The sequence below is a fragment of the Streptomyces litmocidini genome (genome assembly GCF_014649755.1).
GTDB lineage: Bacteria > Actinomycetota > Actinomycetes > Streptomycetales > Streptomycetaceae > Streptomyces > Streptomyces litmocidini.
The window spans coordinates 120,610-139,198 of sequence record NZ_BMTQ01000014.1 but is presented as its reverse complement, the minus strand read 5'-3'; the positions used below and the strand labels follow the sequence as shown (position 1 = coordinate 139,198).

17 protein-coding genes and 1 pseudogene are annotated in these 18,589 nt (G+C 75.3%); 11 read left to right on the top strand and 7 right to left on the bottom strand.

Features of this window, described 5'->3' with window-relative positions; all coding sequences use genetic code 11:
• Positions 1-70: 70 nt before the first annotated feature.
• On the top strand, positions 71-928 hold the full coding sequence (locus IE180_RS26810) for a polysaccharide deacetylase family protein (protein ID WP_190159528.1): 858 nt from the start codon (positions 71-73) through the stop codon (positions 926-928).
• Between the two features lie 9 nt (positions 929-937).
• Here IE180_RS26810 and IE180_RS26805 read toward each other — a convergent pair whose 3' ends face one another.
• From IE180_RS26805 to IE180_RS26795, 3 genes and pseudogenes are all read right to left on the bottom strand, one after another.
• A complete protein-coding gene (locus tag IE180_RS26805) occupies positions 938-1,588 on the bottom strand; it encodes an ABC transporter (RefSeq protein ID WP_190159527.1) in 651 nt (216 codons plus the stop codon).
• Between the two features lie 398 nt (positions 1,589-1,986).
• A pseudogene (locus IE180_RS37590) lies at positions 1,987-2,682 on the bottom strand (ABC transporter ATP-binding protein); the annotation flags it as partial.
• The gene (locus IE180_RS26795; protein ID WP_190159526.1) at positions 2,679-3,356 is read right to left on the bottom strand and encodes an AIM24 family protein; all 678 of its coding nucleotides are present in this window, start codon (positions 3,354-3,356) and stop codon (positions 2,679-2,681) included. The pseudogene IE180_RS37590 and the gene IE180_RS26795, both read right to left, overlap by 4 nt.
• A 71-nt stretch (positions 3,357-3,427) precedes the next feature.
• Here IE180_RS26795 and IE180_RS26790 point away from each other — a divergent pair, with 71 nt between their 5' ends.
• The 5 genes from IE180_RS26790 to IE180_RS26770 all read left to right on the top strand — a co-directional run bounded on the left by IE180_RS26790 (position 3,428) and on the right by IE180_RS26770 (position 8,681).
• On the top strand, positions 3,428-4,138 hold the full coding sequence (locus tag IE180_RS26790; RefSeq protein ID WP_190159525.1) for a peptidyl-tRNA hydrolase: 711 nt from the start codon (positions 3,428-3,430) through the stop codon (positions 4,136-4,138).
• A 94-nt stretch (positions 4,139-4,232) separates the two neighbouring features.
• Positions 4,233-5,369, top strand: coding sequence for a hypothetical protein (locus IE180_RS26785; protein WP_190159524.1), 1,137 nt, complete (start codon positions 4,233-4,235; stop codon positions 5,367-5,369).
• A 74-nt stretch (positions 5,370-5,443) separates the two neighbouring features.
• Positions 5,444-6,862 (top strand): MbnB/TglH/ChrH family RiPP precursor modification enzyme, encoded by a 1,419-nt coding sequence (locus tag IE180_RS26780; protein WP_190159523.1) that lies wholly within the window; start codon positions 5,444-5,446, stop codon positions 6,860-6,862.
• 2 nt (positions 6,863-6,864) lie between these two features.
• Positions 6,865-7,911 carry a TIGR04222 domain-containing membrane protein gene (locus tag IE180_RS26775; RefSeq protein WP_190159522.1) on the top strand — a complete coding sequence of 349 codons (1,047 nt, stop codon included), beginning with the start codon at positions 6,865-6,867 and terminating at the stop codon, positions 7,909-7,911.
• Between the two features lie 47 nt (positions 7,912-7,958).
• A complete protein-coding gene (locus IE180_RS26770; protein ID WP_190159521.1) occupies positions 7,959-8,681 on the top strand; it encodes a TIGR04222 domain-containing membrane protein in 723 nt (240 codons plus the stop codon).
• A gap of 184 nt (positions 8,682-8,865) precedes the next feature.
• Here IE180_RS26770 and hemQ read toward each other — a convergent pair whose 3' ends face one another.
• A complete protein-coding gene (gene hemQ, locus IE180_RS26765; protein WP_190159520.1) occupies positions 8,866-9,579 on the bottom strand; it encodes a hydrogen peroxide-dependent heme synthase in 714 nt (237 codons plus the stop codon).
• 17 nt (positions 9,580-9,596) lie between these two features.
• A complete protein-coding gene (hemG, locus tag IE180_RS26760; RefSeq protein WP_190159519.1) occupies positions 9,597-11,060 on the bottom strand; it encodes a protoporphyrinogen oxidase in 1,464 nt (487 codons plus the stop codon).
• Positions 11,061-11,198: 138 nt separating this feature from the next.
• Here hemG and IE180_RS26755 point away from each other — a divergent pair, with 138 nt between their 5' ends.
• Entirely contained in the window at positions 11,199-12,191 is a 993-nt protein-coding gene (locus IE180_RS26755; RefSeq protein ID WP_229860911.1) for a DUF4349 domain-containing protein, read from the top strand.
• A 10-nt stretch (positions 12,192-12,201) separates the two neighbouring features.
• Positions 12,202-13,575, top strand: coding sequence for an FAD-dependent oxidoreductase (locus IE180_RS26750; protein ID WP_190159517.1), 1,374 nt, complete (start codon positions 12,202-12,204; stop codon positions 13,573-13,575).
• Between the two features lie 606 nt (positions 13,576-14,181).
• Here the strand turns inward: IE180_RS26750 and hemE are convergent.
• A complete protein-coding gene (gene hemE, locus IE180_RS26745; RefSeq protein ID WP_373302827.1) occupies positions 14,182-15,258 on the bottom strand; it encodes a uroporphyrinogen decarboxylase in 1,077 nt (358 codons plus the stop codon).
• Between the two features lie 90 nt (positions 15,259-15,348).
• On the opposite strand from hemE, the gene IE180_RS26740 reads away from it, so the two are divergent.
• The 3 genes from IE180_RS26740 (at position 15,349) to IE180_RS26730 (ending at position 18,321) form a co-directional block, all read left to right on the top strand.
• A complete protein-coding gene (locus IE180_RS26740) occupies positions 15,349-16,041 on the top strand; it encodes a DUF3000 domain-containing protein (protein ID WP_190159516.1) in 693 nt (230 codons plus the stop codon).
• A gap of 250 nt (positions 16,042-16,291) precedes the next feature.
• Complete coding sequence (locus tag IE180_RS26735; RefSeq protein WP_015037008.1) at positions 16,292-16,957, top strand: response regulator transcription factor; 666 nt, start codon at positions 16,292-16,294, stop codon at positions 16,955-16,957.
• Positions 16,958-17,037: 80 nt separating this feature from the next.
• On the top strand, positions 17,038-18,321 hold the full coding sequence (locus IE180_RS26730) for a ribonuclease D (protein ID WP_190159515.1): 1,284 nt from the start codon (positions 17,038-17,040) through the stop codon (positions 18,319-18,321).
• Between the two features lie 133 nt (positions 18,322-18,454).
• Here IE180_RS26730 and IE180_RS37245 read toward each other — a convergent pair whose 3' ends face one another.
• The gene (locus IE180_RS37245; RefSeq protein WP_268255492.1) at positions 18,455-18,586 is read right to left on the bottom strand and encodes a hypothetical protein; all 132 of its coding nucleotides are present in this window, start codon (positions 18,584-18,586) and stop codon (positions 18,455-18,457) included.
• Between the last annotated feature and the right edge of the window lie 3 nt (positions 18,587-18,589).

Sequence of the window (18,589 nt, the reverse complement as noted above, 5' to 3'; positions counted from 1 at the left end):
GCTGTCGAGCCGCCGACCGATAATCACTTTGATCGGTTAACTTCCGGTCGTGAACACTTCTGCACGAAAATTGGCGACGCTCGGTCTTCTGGGCGCCGCCCTCGTCGGCTGTGGCACCGGCGCGGCCGAAGCCCCGGTGCCGAAGGCGAAGGCGGCCGTCGTCGACGGCCCCTCGCCCCGGCCCAGCAAGGCCGCCCCCGGCCCCAGGCCCGCGCGCGTCCCCGCCGCCCCGCCCACCATGGCGCCCGGACCGGGCGGCCTCACCCCCGTCTACACGCACCGCGCGAAGAGCACCGAGAAGGTCGTCGCGCTCACGTTCGACGCCGACATGACCGCCGATCAGGGCCCCCGCGCCGCGCGCGGCGAGCACTTCGACAACCCCGAACTCATCGCCACCCTGCGCCGGCTCGAGGTGGACGCGACCGTGTTCATGACCGGCCGCTGGGCGGAGGAGTACCCGGACCAGGCCAAGTCCATCGGCGGCGATCCGCGCTTCGAGATCGCCAACCACTCCTACAGCCACTACGCCTTCTCGTCCCCCTGCTACGGCCTGCCGACCGTCCCCCGGCCCGACATGGCGTCCGACGTGCAGCGCGCCTTCGACGCCTTCCGGGACGCCGGGGCCGTCAACGTCGTCCCGTACTTCCGCTTCCCCGGCGGCTGCTACGACGACGCGGCCCTGCGCGCCCTCGCCCCCGCCGGGGTCACCGCGGTCCAGTGGGACGTCGTCAGCGGCGACGCCTTCGCGAAGGACGCGGACGCCGTCGCCGACCAGGTCCTCGACGGGGTGAAGCCCGGCTCGCTCGTCGTCATGCACTGTACGCGCAGCGCCGCCCCCGTGACCGAGCGGGCGATCCGCCGGATCGTCCCGGAGCTCCGCGCCCGCGGCTACCGCTTCGTCAAGGTCTCGGAACTCATGAGCCGCTGACCCGGCGCCTCACTCCAGACGCGCCGTCGCCCGGCACGCGAGCGCCGCCGTCGCCGCCGCCAGGAGCAGCGCGCCGCCGCAGGCGAGCCAGGGCGGCTCGGCGGTCGCCGTGCGGGCCCCGGCGACCAGGACGGTCATCGCGAGCTTCGCCGGGGACCCCGTGGTGACGAGCGCGAGGAGGGAGCCGAGGACGAGGGCGGCCAGGGACCAGCCCGGGGCCCGGAGGAAGGGGCGGGAGGCCAGCGCGCCGACGGCGGCGCCCGTCAGGGCGCAGGCCAGGGCCGCCGGCAGCCCCGTGAGGACGGCGGCGAGCGGGGTCACCCCGCGCCGGTCGCCGACCGCCGTCACCGCGAGCACGGCGACCGTGCCGACGAGCACCGGCCAGGCGGCCCCGGTGAGCAGCGCCGCGAGGTGCGCGCGGCCCCGGCCGGCGGCCGCCGCGACCACGTTCCGGGCGGCGGGCGGCTCCTGGGTGAGGCAGATCCGCACGGTCCAGGCGGCCACCGGGAGCAGGGCGGCCGCGGTGAACCCGAGCGCCCCGAGCACCGGCTCGCCGGCCTGGACGCCGACGCCGATGAGGGCCGCGTAGAGGAGCAGCGGCGCCAGCCAGCGCTGGGACCGGAGCAGCAGACCCGACTGGTAGCGCAGGAGCGCCCTCATGTCCGTGCGCCTTCGGTGCCGAGGTGGTGGACGTGCCAGGACGCGGCGAGGAGCACGCCCAGGAGCGCGTCGGAGTGCGCCGCGTCCACGGTGAGGACGGTGGTGCCGCCGTCGGCACCGGGGACGACCGCCGGATCACCGGGCAGGCGTCCGGGAAGCGGTCGCCCGCCGGAGACGACGATACGGACGGAGGGCCGGGAGGCGGCGGAACCGGAGACGGCGGGCGTCGCGGCGGACACGGGCCCGAGCCCGGCCACCGAAGAACCGCCCGCCCCCGACCCGGGCCCGCGCCGGGCCGCCCGGAGCCCGCCGCCCACCGCCACGGGTCCGGCCCCGGCGGACGCGCTCCCGGACCCGGCCGACGTGACCCCGGGCCCGACCGACACGACCCCGGGCCCCGCCGGGACCGTCCCCCGCCCGGTCGGCCGGGGTCCACCGTCCGCCGCCGGGAGGCTGGGCGGCGGCCCCGGGAGGCCGGGCGGCGTCGCTCTCCGCACCCGGCCGCCCTCCACCCCGTACACCACCGCCGCCCCGCCCTCCAGCCGGCGCGGGTCGTGGTCGACGAAGACGACCGTCGCTCCGGCGGCCAGGCGCTCGCGGACGGCGGTGTCCAGTTCGGCACGGGCGCCGGTGTCGAGGCCGGTCCAGGCCTCGTCGAGGACGAGCAGGGCCGGGTCGGCGAGGAGGGCCTGGGCGACGGCGACCTTCTGGCTGGTGCCCTTGGAGAGTTCCGCGAGCCCGGTTCCGGCGTGCTCGCCGGCCCCGAAGCGCTCCAGCCACTCCCCCGCCCGGGCCCGCGCCGCCGCCCGGCCGAGGCCCTGGACGCCCCCGAGGCGGACCAGGTAGTCGAGGGCCGTGAAGGGAAGGGCGACCGGGAACCGCTCGGGGACGTACGCCGTGCGGGCCGGCCGGCCGGTGACGCGCCCCTCCGTGGGCGCGTCGATGCCTGCGAGCAGCCGGAGCAGCGTGGACTTTCCGGTGCCGTTGGTGCCGACGACCCGGACGAGCGCGGCGGCGGGCAGGTCGAGCGAGACCTCCCGCAGGACCCACGGCCCGCGCGGGCCGTGCCGCCGCCCGACGTGCTCCAGCCTCAATGCGAGGAGTTCTTCTGCGGGGTGAGCTCGCTCGGCCGGACGACGACGAAGCCCTGTCCCTCCAGCTTGAGCTGCATCGCCTCGCCGGAGCCGCCGCGGATCATCGAGCCGAGCGACTGCGAGCGGTGCAGGGAGGTGTGGAGCTGCTCGCTCCAGCCGACGACGGCGTCGGTGTCGACGTACACCGGGGCCTGCGGGGTGACGGGGATGACGATCGGGCTGCCCTCGCACATCAGGGCGATCTTGCCGTGGCCGGAGAAGACCGAGTTGAAGAGGCCGCCGCCGGTCATCCCGGCGCCCTTCACGGTCCTGATCTCGTAGTGGAGCGTGGAGTCGAAGCAGAGCACGTTGCGGCCGTTGACGGTGAAGGCCTCGCCCTGCTCGACCTCGACGATGAAGCAGTTCTGCGCCTCGTGCGCGAACCACGCCTCGCCCTGGCCGCGCACGGCCATCAGCGGCAGGCCCTCGCCGGTGACGGCGCGCTTGAGCATGCCGCCGATGCCCTGGCCCTTGCGCTCGAACTGGAGGTCGCCGCGGAAGGCGATCATCGAACCCTGGCGGGCGTGCATCTCGCCGTTCACGGTGTACTTGACCGACTTGGCGTTCTGCAGGGTCATCCCGGGAAAGGCCGCTGCCTCGGCGAGGTGCTCACCGGCAAAGAGATCGCTCTTCATGAGGGGCATCCTCGCTCGGAAGCGATGATTCCCACAAGAATCCCTCGTCACCCGGATGGCAGACTTGCCGGGTGAGCAGCAACGAGACCGATCTCCGCGACGAGAAGCCCCAGTTCGTCCTCCCCCTGGTCGTCCGGATCGAGCGCGACGCGCCCCCGAGCCGCACCGACGCCCTGGAGACCGCGGCGCGGGCCGTCCTGGAGATCCTCGGCGACGACCGTTCCCTCGGCGAGGGCGAGTGGGCGCGGGCGATCGCCGACTGGCAGGACGCCCGGATCCGGAAGGTGGTGCGCCGGGCCCGCGGCGCGGAGTGGCGCCGGGCGAGCGCCCTCCCCGGCATCACGGTCGCGGGCGAGGAGGCGGAGGTACGGGTCTTCCCGCCGGTCCCGCTCGACGGCTGGCCCAAGGACCTCGCCAGGCTCCAGGTGTCGGGCACCGACCTCGACGACCCGGCCGGGCCCGGCCCCGTACCGGAGGGTGCGGTGGTGCTGTGGCTCAACCCGGAGCTCGACATGTCGGCCGGCAAGGCGATGGCCCAGGCCGGGCACGGGGCGCAGCTGCTGTGGTGGGCGATGCCGGACGCCGACCGGAAGGCCTGGCGCGAGGCGGGCTTCCCGTTGGCGGTGCGGACCGCGACGGCCGGGGACTGGGCGGAGCTGACGGCGAGCGGCCTCCCGGTGGTGCGGGACGCGGGCTTCACGGAGATCGCCCCGGGTTCGTGCACGGTGGTGTCCGAGGGCGGCACGCGTTTCGCCCCGCGGTTGCGGCTCCCCCGGGCCTGACCGGCGGTCGCCCCGGCGGGCCGGTGGCCGGGCGGCCGGGGTGTCGGAGCCGTGCCGTAGCGTGCGGCGGGTCGTGCACTTCGAGGAGATCCGCATGCCCGTTCACGCCCGGCTCAGGGCCACCGTCCCCGCCCCCCTGTCCTCGCCCGGGGCCGGTCCGCCGGAGATCGCGGGGCTGCCGGGGCGCAGGATCCTCGTCCAGGGGAGCGACGAGGAGGTCGTGGCGCGGCCCCTGGACGACGCCTTCGCCCCGGTCCCGGGGGCGGAGGTCCGCTTCCCCGCCCCGTGGCCGCGCGACCGCGGGACGTGGGAGGTGGCGCCGGACGCGGGCCTGGCCGTCTTCGCCGGGGTGCACGCCGTGCGCGCCGTGGAACCGTCGGGCGCGACGCGCTGGGAGGTCCGGCACGGCTGCTGGTACGGCGCGTGCCGGGAGATGCACGAGTCGTACGAGGAGTACGCGGAGGAACGGGACCACCGCTACCCGGACGGGGGTTCGGTCGGCTTCTCCGCGGACGGGAAGCTCGTCTGGGCCCATGTGCGCGGCCCGTTGCCCGAGGGCGAGCTGAGCCCGGACACCGTCGACGAGTGGCTGGTGGTCGACGCCGTCGACGGCCGCGTGCTCGCCCGCGGCAGTGCCGAGGCGGCGGCGGCCGGCAGCTTCCACCTCCCCCACCCGACCGATCCCGGCCGGATGGGCCTCAGCATCGGCGAGGGCCAGGACGGCGCGCCCCTGCGCCTGGGCCGCTGGGACGGGGAGCGGCTGGACGTCACGTACGTGGAGGGCGACCTCTGCCTGCTGGACGTGAGTCCCTCGGGCGAGCGGCTCATGACGGTCTCCCACGACCAGGACGAACTCTCCGTCCGCGACTTCGGCGGCCGGCTGGTGGAGGGGCTGGAATGGGACGCCGGGTCGGTGCTGCCCCCGCACCCCGACGCCCCGTCGGACGACGGGGACGACGAGGACGAGGCACCCGTCTGCTGGGACTGGGCGGGCGGTTTCGTGGACGAGACGACCCTGGTCGTCTCCACCGCCGAGAGCGACGACGAGTGGGGCGAGGTCCGGCACTGGCTGCTCGACACCACGGGAACGCACGGCCTCCGGCCGGTCGCCTACCCGTCCCCGCCCTCCGGTCAGCCCACCGCACTCGGGCACGGCTCCTGGGCGACGGCGTCCGAGTCCGGCGACGCCCTGCGCGTCTGGGTGGCGGCCGAAGCTCAAATGAAGCTCTGAATCCGGTCCCCTCACGGTTCGGACGGAGTCGGCCGGGCCATCACACGGGGGACTGAGGACCGAAGGAGGGGGACATGACGGAACTCGGCATCGGCATCGGCTGGCGCCCCGAGATCGCGGAGGCGGTGGAGGCGCTGTCCGGCGTCGACTGGGTGGAGGTCGTCGCGGAGAACGTCTGCGCCGGTCATCTGCCCGACTCCCTGACCCGGCTCCGCGAGCGCGGCGTGACGGTCGTGCCGCACGGCGTCTCGCTCGGGCTCGGCGGCGCGGACCGGCCGGACCCGGCGCGGCTCGCGGCGCTCGGCGAGAAGGCGGTGGCCCTGGGGGCGCCGCTGGTCACGGAGCACATCGCGTTCGTACGCGCCGGGGGGCCGCTCACCGCGACCCCGCTGCTCGAAGCGGGCCACCTGCTGCCCGTGCCCCGCACGCGGGACGCCCTCGACGTGCTCTGCGAGAACGTGCGCATCGCGCAGGACGCGCTGCCCGTGCCGCTCGCCCTGGAGAACATCGCGGCCCTGATCGCCTGGCCGGGCGAGGAGATGACGGAGGGGCAGTTCCTGGCGGAGCTGGTGGAGCGTACGGGGGTGCGGCTCCTCGTCGACGTCGCCAACCTGCACACGAACCACGTCAACCGGGGCGAGGATCCGGCCCGGGCCCTGTCCGAGCTGCCGGTCGAGGCGATCGCGTACGTGCACGTGGCGGGCGGCGTCGAGCGGGACGGGGTCTGGCACGACACCCACGCGCATCCCGTGCCGGAGGCGGTGCTGGACGTCCTGGCGGACCTCGCGTCGCGGGTGTCCCCGCCGGGGGTGCTGCTGGAGAGGGACGACGACTTTCCGCCCGCGGCGGAGCTCTCGGAGGAACTCGAGGCGATTCGCGGCACCGTGACCGCCCCCCGGGGTGCGGGTCCTGGCCCACGGGCGCCGCGCGGCAGGGCCGTGCCCACCCGTTCCGCCCTTGCGGAACGGGCGCCCACAGCGGTCGGGCAGCCGCTCCTGATCGGCGCGGGCGCCCGTGCCTCGGGAGGCCCGATGCCGAGCGCCGTCCCCGTCGCACCGGAGGTGACGGACCCCGCACCGCGCGAAGGCGCCCGCCAGCGCCTGGCCGTGGCCCAGGCCTCCCTCCTCTCCGCCCTCGTCGCCGGCACCCCCGTTCCCGAGGGCTTCGACACCCGGCGGATCGGGGTCCAGAGCCGTGCCCTCGCGGCCAAGCGGGCCGGGGTCGTCGCGAAGGTCGCGCCGGAGCTGCCGGAGATCCTCGGCAAGGGCTTCCGGCCCGCGTTCCTCGCGTACGCCCGGTCCCGTCCCCTGACCGGCGGCTACCGCCGGGACGCGCTCGACTTCGTCGAGCACCTGCTGCTCGCCGGCCGGCCGGAGGACCCGGTGGCGCGACGACGGCTCACGGAGTGGTGGCAGGACCGTTCCGGCAGCCGCCCGTCGGGACGTGCCACCCGGCTCGTACGGGCCGCCCGCCACGCCCTCGTACGGAGATGACCATGGACATCCTGCTCGTGCTCGTCCACCTCGCGGGCGCCGTCGGCATCGCCCTCGTCGTCACCCGGGTCGTCCGGACGCGCGGCGGGCCCGGCGGGCCCGTCCACGACCGGTACGAGGTCGCCTTCCTCAACGGCGGCCCGGCCCGCGTCGTCGACACCGCGCTCGCCGCCCTCCAGGCGGACGGCAGGATCGCGATCGGCGGCCCCGGCATCGTCGCGGTCGTCCGCCCCACCGCGTACGACCCGGTGGAGCGCGCCGTCCTCCAGGAGCACGCGGCCGCCCCGACCGGGGCCCTGCACCCTCTGCGTCTCGGCGTGATGCGGCACCCGGCGGTCCAGGAGATCGGCGACGGCCTCGCGGCGCGCAGGCTGATCGTCCCGCCGTCGACGCGGCGGACCACGGCCCGCTGGTGCGTCGCCCTCGGCCTGACGGCCCTCGTGCTCTTCCCGGTCTCGATCCTCCTCACCGTGATCGACTTCGCCGGCGACCCGGAGTTCCGGTTCCCGTTCGTCATCAAGGTGCTGCCGGTGCTGCTGGCCGCCGGGATCACCGCGATCGTCTGCGGCTCGGTCTCCTCGGGGCAGCTCACCTCGGCCGGCCGCCGTGCGGTCTTCGTGTACGGGCGGGCCCACGGCCACCTCTCCGACGCCGGGCACCTCGTGGCCCTGCACGGGCTGCGGGCCGTGCCGGATCCGGTGCTGCGGGAGCAGCTCGTCGCCGCCGCCCGGTTCCACGCGCCGCCGCGGCGGCGGAACGGGCGCGGCGGGCGGCCCTCTCCGTCGCACTTCTCGTCCGCGGACGCGGACGTCCTCGGCGCGGCGACCGAGTGGTGCGCGACCAACAGCTCCTGCGGAGGCGGCGGCGGGAGCTCCTGCTCGGGGGGCGGGAGCTCGTGCTCGGGCGGCGGCGGTTCGTGCTCGTCCGGGTCCTGTTCCTCGGGGTCCTGCTCCGGCGGGTCGAGCTGCGGCAGCTCCGGCGGCGGGTCGAGCTGCGGCAGCTCCAGCTCGTGTTCGAGCTCCAGCTCGTGCTCCAGCTCCAGCGGCTGAGGGCCGATCGGGTGGCGGGCCTGCCCCTCGTCCCGTAGAACCGGGGCATGATCTGGGTTCCGCTCCTCCTGGTCGCGTACGCCGTGGCCGGTGTCGGCTGCGTGCGGGCCTGGCGCGCCTCGCTCGCCGCCGACCGCCCGCACGGGCCGCCCGACGGGGCGCGGGAGCTCACCGTGCGCGAGGCGGCCTACCTCGCCGGGGGGCCGCTCCGGGTCACCGATCTGACCCTGGTGTCGATGCACCGGTCGCGGCGGCTGCTGCTCGCCCGCACCGGCTGGGCGACGGTCGTGGACGCGACCGGTGGGGACGAGCTGGAGCGCGCGGTGCTCGCGGCCATCGGGCCCGGCGGGCAGTCGCCGGTCCCCGCCGTCCGTCCGGTGGTGGCCGACGCCGAGTCCGTACGCCTCCTCGCGGAGGATCTGGTCGGCCGGGGGCTCGCCGTGTCCGAGGAGGGCCGCCGGGAGGTCGCGGCGGGGGTGCGGGCGGTGCGGGCGGGGTTCCTGGTGACGCTGGTGCTCGGAACGGTCGCGGCGCTCCTGGTGCCGACGGCCGACCGGTCCCTGGTCGTCGCCGCGTTCGCGCTGCCGTTGGTCGGGTCGGGGCTCTGCCTGCTGATCGGCCGGGCCGAGGTCTATCCGCACACCCGCTGGGCGTCGCCGACCGGGCAGCGGCTGCTCGCCGGGCTCTCGCGGACCGATCCGCTGACCGCCCTCGCGACACGCGGTCCCGCCGTCCTCGAACCGGAGCTCCGTGCGGCCCTGCGGGGCTGAGCGCCCACGGGAAGAGGTCCCGGAAATGACGCCGGTGCGGCGCGCGTGACGCGCGCCGCACCCGGAGCCGGACCCGGTGTCGCTGGAGCGGCGGGCAAGGGTGCCGCCCGCCGTCTGATCTTCCGGGTCAAGGGGTGGCGCGCCCGGCCGGGAGCCGGGCGCGCCACCAGGTCTCGTACGGCCGTCAGGCCAGGCCCGCCACCAGGTCGGCGACGCTCTTGCGGCGGCCGGTGAAGAACGGGACCTCCTCGCGGACGTGCATCCGCGCCTCGGAGGCGCGCAGGTGGCGCATGAGGTCGACGATGCGGTGCAGCTCGTCGGCCTCGAAGGCGAGGAGCCACTCGTAGTCGCCGAGCGAGAAGGAGGCGACCGTGTTGGCACGGACGTCGGGGTAGCCGCGGGCCATCTTGCCGTGGTCGGCGAGCATGCGGCGGCGGTCCTCGTCCGGCAGCAGGTACCAGTCGTAGGAGCGCACGAAGGGGTACACCGAGACGTAGTCGCGCGGGTTCTCGTCGGCCAGGAAGGCCGGGATGTGCGACTTGTTGAACTCGGCGGGGCGGTGCAGCGCCATGTTCGACCAGACCGGCTCCAGGGCGCGGCCCAGCCTGGTGCGGCGGAAGAGGTTGTACGCCTCCTGGAGCTCGTCGCTCGTCTCGGCGTGCCACCAGATCATGACGTCGGCGTCGGCGCGCAGACCGGAGAGGTCGTACGTGCCGCGGACCGTGATGTCCTTGGCCGCGAGCTGGTCGAACAGCTCCTGGACCTCGTCGGCGTAACCGCCGCGGTCCTCGGGGAGAACGTCGCGCAGCTTGAAGACGGACCACAGGGTGTAGCGGATGACCTCGTTGAGGTCCTTCGCCTTCTTACCGGCGTTCGGGATCTTTTCGGGCGCACTCATACGCCTATTCTCGCCCGTCACGAGGAGTGCCCCGCACCGGGGTGCCCCGTTCCCGACGTGGCGATGATCTCGTCGGCCGCGCGGTGGGCCGAGGCGATGCAGGCGGGGATGCCGACGCCGTCGTACGCGGCGCCCGCGAGCCGCAGCCCGGGGAGGGCGGCGACGGCCGCGCGGACGCGGGCGACGCGGGCGAGGTGGCCGACGGGGTACTGGGGCAGGCCGTCGGCCCAGCGGGTGACCGTGCTCGCGACCGGGCGGGCGGAGAGTCCGGTGGCGGCGGCGAGGTCCTTGAGGGAGGCGTCGACGAGGTCGGAGTCCTCGCGGTGGACCTGTGCCTCCTCGCCGTGGCGGCCGACGGAGGTGCGCAGCACGAACAGGTCGGGGGCGGCGTCGGAGACCCACCGCCACTTCTGGGCGGAGAAGGTGGAGGCCTTGACGGTGTGGCCGTCGACCGGCGGCACGAGGAAGCCGGAGCCCTCCAGGGCGGGCGTGTCGGAGCGGCGGAAGGCGAGGGTGATCAGGGCCATGGAGGCGTAGTCGATCGCGTCGAGCTCGGCGGCGGCGGCCGGGGCGAGGCCGCCGAGGAGTCCGGCGGTGGTGCCGGCGGGGGTGGCGAGGACGACGGCGTCGGCGTCGAGGGTCCGGTCCCGGGTCACCACCCGCCAGCCGGTGGCGCCGGTGCGGACCAGTGCCTCGACGGGCGTGCCGGTGAGGATCTCGCCGCCGGCGGCGCGGATCGCGTCGGCGACCGCGCCGGGGAGGGTGCCGATGCCTCCCTCGATGCCGAGGAAGACGGAGCCGCCCAGGCCGGTGGCGGCGCCCGCCGCGTCGGCGGGGGTGGCGGCGCCGGCGCGCTGGACGGCGTGGACGGCGGCGGTGAGCGTGGGGTGGACGCGGGCGGCCTCGAAGAGGGCGGGGACGGCGGCCTTCATCGAGATGCGGTGGGCGTCACCGGCGTACACCCCGCCGAGGAGGGGTTCGACGAGCCGGTCCACGACCTCGTGGCCCATGCGGGCGGCGACGTACGCGCCGATGGCGACGTCCTCGCCGATCTCGGTCGGCGGCAGCTCCAGGTCGCCGCCGATCCGGCGCACGCCCTCCGCCGAGAGGAGCCCCTCGACGGCGGCGGGAGTGCCGGGGACGCCCATGACGTGTCCCTTGGGCATGGGGACCAGTTCGCCCCGGGACCAGACGGACGCGGTGGTGGTCGCGGGGGCCTGGAGCCGGTCGCCGAGGCCGACGGCCCGGGCCAGGGCGACGGCCTCGGGGCGGCGGGCGAGCAGGGACTCGGCGCCGAGGTCGACGGGCGCGCCCGCGATCTCCCCGGCGAGGAGCTTGCCGCCGAGGCGGCCGTCCGCTTCGAGGAGGGTCACCCGGTGACCGGCGAGGGCCAGCCGGTGGGCGGCGGCGAGGCCGGCGATCCCGCCTCCGGCGACGACGACATGAGGCCCGGCGTGCTGTCCCGTGGTGTCCGCGTTCATGGCACCACTCTCTCAAACCGCCCGCCCGCTCCCGTTCCGAGGCCGGACCGTGACCGCATCGCTACCGCCGGAGGGCAACCCCCGCCCGGGGGTCGTACGTCCAAGGGGCATCACTCGTCACCACCTTGGGGGATCCTCGTGCGGGCAGCAAGAACGAGAACGGCGGCCGCGGTCCTGCTGGCCGCCTCACTGGCCCTGGCCGGCTGCGGGGCGGGCTCCGCGGACACGGCCTCGGACGGCAGGAGGGGCGCGGCGGCGGAGCCCGCCGACGCGGGGGCCGCGGACCGCTCGGCGGCCGAGGGCGGCGCGGGGGCCGCCGGGAAGCCCGCGTCGAAACCGGCGGCCGGGCAGCACGTCATCCGTACCGCCTCGCTCTCCGTGGAGGTGAAGGACGCGGCGAAGGCCCTGGTCACGGCCCGCCGGGTGGCGGCGGACGCGGGCGGGCACGTGGAGAACGAGTCGACGGAGCGCGTCGACGACGCACACCTCGCCTCGCAGATCGTGCTGCGGGTGCCGCAGGAGCGGTACGACTCCGTCCTCGCCGAGCTCGCGGGCACCGGGAGGCTCCTCGACCGCAGGGCGGAGGCCAAGGACGTCACCGACCGGGTGGTGGACGTGGAGAGCCGGATCGCCACCCAGCGGGCGAGCGTGGCGCGGGTGCGGACCCTGATGGACCGGGCGGAGAAGCTGTCCGACGTGGTGACCCTGGAGGGCGAGCTGAGCCGGCGCCAGGCGGATCTGGAGGCGCTGCTCGCCCAGCGGGCCTCGCTGAAGGACCGGACGACGATGGCGACGATCACCCTGCGGCTCTCCGAGAAGGAGAAGCCGCCGGCGGAGGAGCCGGAGGAGGGCCGTCCCGGCTTCGGGGACGCCCTGAGCGGCGGCTGGAACGCGCTGGTGGGCGCGGCGGCCTGGATCGGGATCGTCCTGACCGCCCTGGCCCCGTGGCTCGCGGTCGCCCTGGTCGTCTTCGTCCTGTGGCGCCGTCTCGTCCGGCCGCGCCTCGCGGCCCGTCCCCGGCCGGCGGCCCCGGCTCCCGCCCTGCCGGACGCCCCGCGGAACGCCGCCGGAGCGCCCGCGGGACCCGCGTCGCCGAAGCCCCCGCAGCCCCGGGAGGCCCCCGAGAAGTAGCGTCTCTCCCATGAGCGAACGTCTGGTGGTCATCGGTGGCGACGCGGCGGGCATGTCCGCCGCGTCGCAGGCACGTCGGTTCAGGTCCCCCTCCGAGCTGGAGATCGTCGCCTTCGAGCGCGGGCGCTTCTCCTCGTACTCGGCCTGCGGCATCCCGTACTGGGTCGGCGGGGACGTGGCCGCGCGGGAGGAACTGATCGCGCGGTCTCCCGAGGAGCACCGGGCCCGTGACATCGGCCTGCGGACGCGGACCGAGGTGACGGAGATCGACCTCCCGGGGCAGCGGGTCCGCTCGCGGGACCTGGAGGCGGGCACGGAGACGTGGACGGGCTTCGACAAGCTGGTGATCGCGACCGGGGCCCGGCCGCTGCGCCCTCCGCTGCCGGGGATCGACGCGCCCGGGGTGCACGGGGTGCAGACCCTCGACGACGGCCAGGCGCTGCTCGACTCGCTGTCCGCGACGCCGGGCCGGCGGGCGGTCGTCGTCGGCGCCGGGTACATCGGGGTGGAGATGGCGGAGGCCCTGCTGAACCGGGGCTACGAGGTGACGGTGCTGACCCGGGGCGAGCAGCCGATGGCGACCCTCGATCCGGACATGGGGCGGCTCGTGCACCGGGCGATGGACGGTCTGGGGATCAGGACGGTCGTCTCGGCGCCGGTGACGAAGGTCCTGACGGGCTCGGACGGCCGGGTGCGGGCGGTGGCGACGGAGGAGGACGAGTACCCGGCGGACGTGGTGGTGCTCGGTACGGGCGTGGAGCCCGAGACCTCCCTCGCGCGGGCGGCGGGGCTGCCCCTCGGGGCGCACGGGGGGCTGCTCACCGATCTGTCGATGCGGGTCCGGGGCCACGGGAACGTCTGGGCCGGCGGCGACTGCGTGGAGGTCCTGGACCTGGTCACGGGCCGGGAGCGGCACGTGCCGCTGGGCACGCACGCGAACAAGCACGGCCAGGTGATCGGGGCGAACGTGGGCGGCGGTTACGCGACCTTCCCGGGTGTCGTGGGCACGGCGGTGTCGAAGGTGTGCGACCTGGAGATCGCCCGGACGGGCCTGCGGGAGAAGGACGCCCGGGAGGTCGGGCTGCGGTTCGTGGCGGCGACGGTCGAGTCCACGAGCCGGGCGGGCTACTACCCGGGGGCGGCGCCGATGACGGTGAAGATGCTGGCCGAACGGCGCACGGGCCGGCTGCTCGGGGTGCAGATCGTGGGCCGGGAGGGCGCGGCGAAGCGGGTGGACGTCGCGGCGGTGGCGCTCACGGCGGGGATGACGGTGGAGGAGATGACGGCCCTGGACCTGGGGTACGCGCCGCCGTTCTCGCCGGTGTGGGACCCGGTGCTGATCGCGGCGCGGAAGGCGGCGGGGGCCGTGAGGGCGGCGGGCTGACCCGGGCGGAGGACTCACCCAGGGTGACGGTGTGCGCGCACGAGGTCACCTCGGGTGACTCTTCCTGTGATCCGACACAGCGTGCGTGCGCTCTGCGCCGCCTCTCCCGTCATCGCCCCCGTCGCCCTGACGGCGACTCCCGCCCACGCGCGGACGACGTGCGCCGTCAACGGGGTCCCCGTCGGCCCCGGCCCCACGGGGGTGGTCAACGGCACCTCCGGCAACGACCACATCGTGTGCGCGGAGGCGGCCGCCGGCGACACGGTCAACGGCCTCGGCGGCAACGACTGCATCACGGTGAACGGCCCGGTCCTCGGCCATGTCACCGGCGGCCCGGGCCGCGACCACATCTCGGCCCGGTCCGTCGGGGCCGGCGGCCTCGTCGAGGGCAGCCCGGACTCGGACTACGTCGTCGTCAGCGGCACGGTGTCCCCCGGCGGGATCGTCCGCGGCAGCACCGGCAACGACTGCCTCAGGGTCGACACCGACAACGGGACGGCCAACGGCGGCGACGGCTTCGACGTCTGCCGGGTGCGGACGGGCAACAACCCGCCCATCGACTGCGAGTTCTGTGCACACCCGGCATCCGCCGCGCGGACGGCTCCCTCAGCGGGCCGTCCGCGTGTGCACGTACTCGACGAGGCGGCTCAGCGCGTCCGGGTCCATCGCCGGCATGACGCCGTGGCCCAGGTTGAAGACGTGCCCCTCCAGTCCCTCGGCGGCGGCCAGGACCTCGTCGGTCTTGGCCTCGACGACCTCGCGCGAGGCGAAGAGCACGGCCGGGTCCAGGTTGCCCTGGAGGGCCTTGCCGGGGCCGACGCGGCGGGCGGCCTCGTCGAGCGGGACGCGCCAGTCGACGCCGACGACGTCCGCGCCGGCCTCGCCCATCAGGCCGAGGAGCTCGCCCGTGCCGACGCCGAAGTGGATGCGCGGGACGCCGTAGGAGGCGACCGCGTCGAAGACCTTGGTGGAGGCCGGCATCACCGAGCGGCGGTAGTCGGCCGGGGCGAGGGCGCCCACCCAGGAGTCGAAGAGCTGCACGGCGGAGGCGCCGGCCTCGATCTGGACCTTGAGGAAGGCCGAGGTGATCTCGGCGAGGCGGTCGAGCAGATCGGCCCAGAGCTGCGGGTCGCCGTACATGAGCGCCTTGGTGTGCTCGTGGCTGCGCGACGGGCCGCCCTCGACGAGGTAGCTCGCGAGGGTGAAAGGCGCGCCGGCGAAGCCGATGAGCGGGGTGTCGCCCAGCTCATCGGTGAGCATGCCGATGGCCTCGGTGACGTAGTGGACGTCCTCGGGGGTGAGGTCGCGCAGCCGGTCCAGGTCGGCGCGGGTGCGGATGGGGTCGGCGACGACCGGGCCGACGCCGGGCTTGATGTCGAGGTCGAGGCCGATGGCCTTGAGCGGGACGACGATGTCGCTGAAGTAGATGGCGGCGTCGACCTTGTGGCGGCGCACCGGCTGGAGCGTGATCTCGGTGACCAGCTCGGGCCGCATGCACGACTCGAGCATGGGGATGCCCTCGCGGACCTTCAGGTACTCGGGGAGGGAGCGGCCGGCCTGTCGCATGAACCAGACGGGGGTGTGGGGCACCGGCTCGCGTCGGCACGCCTTGAGGAACGCGGAGTCGTACGTCCGCGACTGCTGCTTCGTCTGCTGGCCCTGCGGGCTGTCCATGGCACTCACGCCCAAATCTTCGCATGCGGCGGGAAGCCGCCCGTCCGGGCCGGGTGTCCCTCCCTGCGCGAAGGCCCCGTTCCGCCTACTCTTCCCCGCATGGCTGCGGCTCAGGGACATTTTTCCGATCATTCCGACGGCGATCGAGGGACGGACGAAACGGCGGACAGTACGGAGGCGAACCCGGTTCCGCCCGCGTGGCGGCGGGCGGTGGAGGCCTTGCGGTCGGCGAGGCTGCGGCCCGAGATCGAGATCGATCCGACCAGGCCGCCGCAGCGACTCGCCCCGTACGCGTACGCGGTGGAGGCGGCCGTCGTGGAGGGCGAGGAGGACCTGGCGGACGGGCGGCTCGTGCTGCTGCACGACCCGGACGGCCACGAGGCCTGGAAGGGCACGTTCCGCCTGGTGACCCTGATCCGGGCGGAGCTGGAGCCGGAGATGGCGGCGGACCCGCTGCTGCCCGAGGTGTGCTGGTCCTGGCTGACCGGGGCGATGGAGGCGCGGGGGCTCGCGTACGGGGAGGCGAGCGGGACCGTGACGATGGCGGGCTCGCACTACTTCGGCGGGCTCGCGGACCGCAGGCCGGCGACCCAGATCGAGATCCGGGCGTCCTGGACCCCGCGCGAGGGCCTGGGCGGGGTGCCGGACACGGGGGCGCACCTGGCGGCCTGGTGCGACCTGCTCTGCCAGATCGCGGGCCTGCCGCCCGCGCCGGCGGATCCGGGGGCGGGGACGGTGACGGGCGCGGGGGTCGTCTCGCTGCCCCAGCGCCGGGGGCCGCAGGGGGCCTGAGGGGTCCCTGCGGGCCCCTTCGGAAGGGTGCCCCGGCCCTCCCCCGTGGGGGTGACGGGGCGGGGCCGCTCGTAGGATGATCGATCACGCGTCCGAATTGCCCTAATTGTTACTCACCAAATCGTGATCTTTCCCTAAAGGCGGGCGGCCATGCTGCCGAAGGAGTCAGTGACCCCTTCACAGCACGGGTTCGCCCCCGGCTTCTTCCCCGAGCCGGCTCCGTCCCGCACCCTTCCCCCCAGGAGGCCTGGTGTCCGTTCTCCTCGAGCAGCCCGCAAGCCTGGTCGCCTACCGCCCGAACAAGCCGACGGCCATGGTCGTCGTAGCCGATCCGCGCGTCCGTTCCACCGTGACCCGCCACCTGTGGGCCCTCGGAGTACGCGACGTGATCGAGGCTTCGTCCATCGCGGAGGCCCGTCCCCGCGTCGGCAACCCGCGCGACATCTGCGTTGCCGACGTCCACCTGCCCGACGGCAGCGGCTTGACCCTGCTGTCCGAGACCCGCGCGGCGGGCTGGCCCAACGGCCTCGCCCTCTCGGCCGCCGACGACATCGGCGCCGTGCGCAACGCCCTGGCGGGCGGCGTGAAGGGCTACGTCGTCACCGGCACCCGGACCAACATCGGTCACCCCACCCGCCCCGGCGCCGCCCCCATCGGCGCCGCGGCGGCCCGCCTCGGCCACCGCCGCCCCCCGGGTGCCCCGAGCCACCCGGGCGGCTACCGCGAGCTCTCCGGCCGTGAGGTCGAGGTGCTGCGGCTCGTCGCGGAGGGCCAGTCGAACAAGGCGATCGGCGTCTCCATGGGCCTCTCCGCCCTCACCGTCAAGAGCCACCTCGCCCGCATCGCCCGCAAGCTGGGCACCGGCGACCGCGCCGGCATGGTCGCGGTGGCCCTGCGGACGGGGATCATCCACTGACGGCCGGTGGACACGGGCCCGCGCCCGTCGGCGGAACGTTCCGTCGACGGGCGCTTGCCGTTCACCGATACCCTTGACACGTGACCGACGCCCAAGAGACCGCAGCAGACACAGCACTGCGCACCACCGGGGGCGGCCCCCCGGACGACGATGTCCCTGCGAATGGGCTTCCGATCCCGTTGCTGGAGCCCCGCGAGGGGATTCCGCCCGTCGTCGAGACCGAGGACGCCCTCGCCGAGGTGATCGCCGCGTTCGCCGCCGGGAGCGGTCCCGTGGCCGTGGACGCCGAGCGCGCCTCCGGCTACCGCTACGGCCAGCGCGCCTATCTCGTCCAGCTCCGCCGCGAGGGCGCGGGCACCGCGCTCATCGACCCCGTCGGCTGCCCCGACCTCTCGGGGCTCGGCGAGGCGCTCACCGGGACCGAGTGGATCCTCCACGCCGCGACCCAGGACCTCCCGTGCCTGCGCGACATAGGCATGCTCCCCACCTCGCTCTTCGACACCGAGCTGGCCGGCCGTCTCGCGGGCTTCCCGCGGGTCGGTCTCGGCGCGATGGTCGAGTCCGTCCTCGGCTACGCCCTGGAGAAGGGCCACTCCGCGGTCGACTGGTCGACCCGTCCGCTGCCCGAGCCGTGGCTGCGGTACGCGGCGCTCGACGTCGAGCTCCTCGTCGACCTGCGCGACGCGCTGGAGAAGGAGCTCGACCGGCAGGGCAAGCTGGAGTGGGCCCACCAGGAGTTCGACGCGATCGCCTCGGCCCCGCCCGCCCCGCCCCGCAAGGACCCGTGGCGCCGCACCTCCGGCATGCACAAGGTGCGCCGCCGCCGCCAGATGGCGGTCGTACGGGAGCTGTGGACGGCCCGTGACAAGGTCGCCCAGCGGCGCGACGTCTCCCCCGGCAAGGTGCTGAGCGACGCGGCGATCGTGGAGGCGGCGCTCGCGGTGCCGGTGAACGTGGCCGCGCTCACCGCGCTGCCCGGCTTCGGCAACCGGATGGGCCGCCGTCAGCTGGAGCAGTGGCAGGCCGCGGTGGACCGCGCCCGGGCCCTCCCGGAGGGCGAGCTGCCCCAGCCGGGCCAGCAGGTGGCGGGCCCGCCCCCGCCGCGCGCCTGGGCGGACAAGGACCCGGCCGCGGCGGCCCGCCTCGCGGCGGCCCGCACGGCGGTCTCGGCGCTCGCGGAGGAGCTGAACCTCCCGCAGGAGAACCTGATCACCCCGGACACCGTGCGCCGGGTCTGCTGGGAGCCGCCCTCCCCGGGCACCCCGGACGCGGTCGCGGCCGCGCTGAGCGGGTACGGCGCCCGGCCGTGGCAGGTCGAGCTCGTGACCCCGCTGCTCGTGAAGGCGCTGACGGCGAGCGCGTGACCCCGTCGGCGGAGCCCCCGGGCGCCCCTCCGGGCGGCCGGGGGCTCCGCCGCGTCCGGGGGACGGCCCCAGGGCCCGTCCCCCCCGATCCGGCCCGATCCGGCCCGATCCGGCCCGATCCGGAAGACCGGCCCTACGGGGCCGGGCTGAGGTTGCCGTCGACGTCCATGTCGAAGACGCCGTGCGTCTTGCCGTCGACCTTGAGCTGCTTGAGCCAGTGCTTCGAGAGCTCGTGCACGTGCGCGTGCCGCTTCCCCCACGGCACGGA

Excerpts from the sequence above, each read along its gene's own strand:
- IE180_RS26740 (WP_190159516.1), top strand. The coding sequence starts at position 15,349 with ATGGCTGCGGCTCAGGGACATTTTTCCGATCATTCCGACGGCGATCGA.
- IE180_RS26750 (WP_190159517.1), top strand. The coding sequence starts at position 12,202 with ATGAGCGAACGTCTGGTGGTCATCGGTGGCGACGCGGCGGGCATGTCC.
- IE180_RS26770 (WP_190159521.1), top strand. The coding sequence starts at position 7,959 with ATGATCTGGGTTCCGCTCCTCCTGGTCGCGTACGCCGTGGCCGGTGTC.
- IE180_RS26795 (WP_190159526.1), bottom strand. The coding sequence starts at position 3,356 with ATGAAGAGCGATCTCTTTGCCGGTGAGCACCTCGCCGAGGCAGCGGCC.
- hemG (WP_190159519.1), bottom strand. The coding sequence starts at position 11,060 with ATGAACGCGGACACCACGGGACAGCACGCCGGGCCTCATGTCGTCGTC.
- hemQ (WP_190159520.1), bottom strand. The coding sequence starts at position 9,579 with ATGAGTGCGCCCGAAAAGATCCCGAACGCCGGTAAGAAGGCGAAGGAC.
- IE180_RS26780 (WP_190159523.1), top strand. The coding sequence starts at position 5,444 with ATGACGGAACTCGGCATCGGCATCGGCTGGCGCCCCGAGATCGCGGAG.
- IE180_RS26785 (WP_190159524.1), top strand. The coding sequence starts at position 4,233 with ATGCCCGTTCACGCCCGGCTCAGGGCCACCGTCCCCGCCCCCCTGTCC.
- IE180_RS26775 (WP_190159522.1), top strand. The coding sequence starts at position 6,865 with ATGGACATCCTGCTCGTGCTCGTCCACCTCGCGGGCGCCGTCGGCATC.
- IE180_RS26805 (WP_190159527.1), bottom strand. The coding sequence starts at position 1,588 with ATGAGGGCGCTCCTGCGCTACCAGTCGGGTCTGCTGCTCCGGTCCCAG.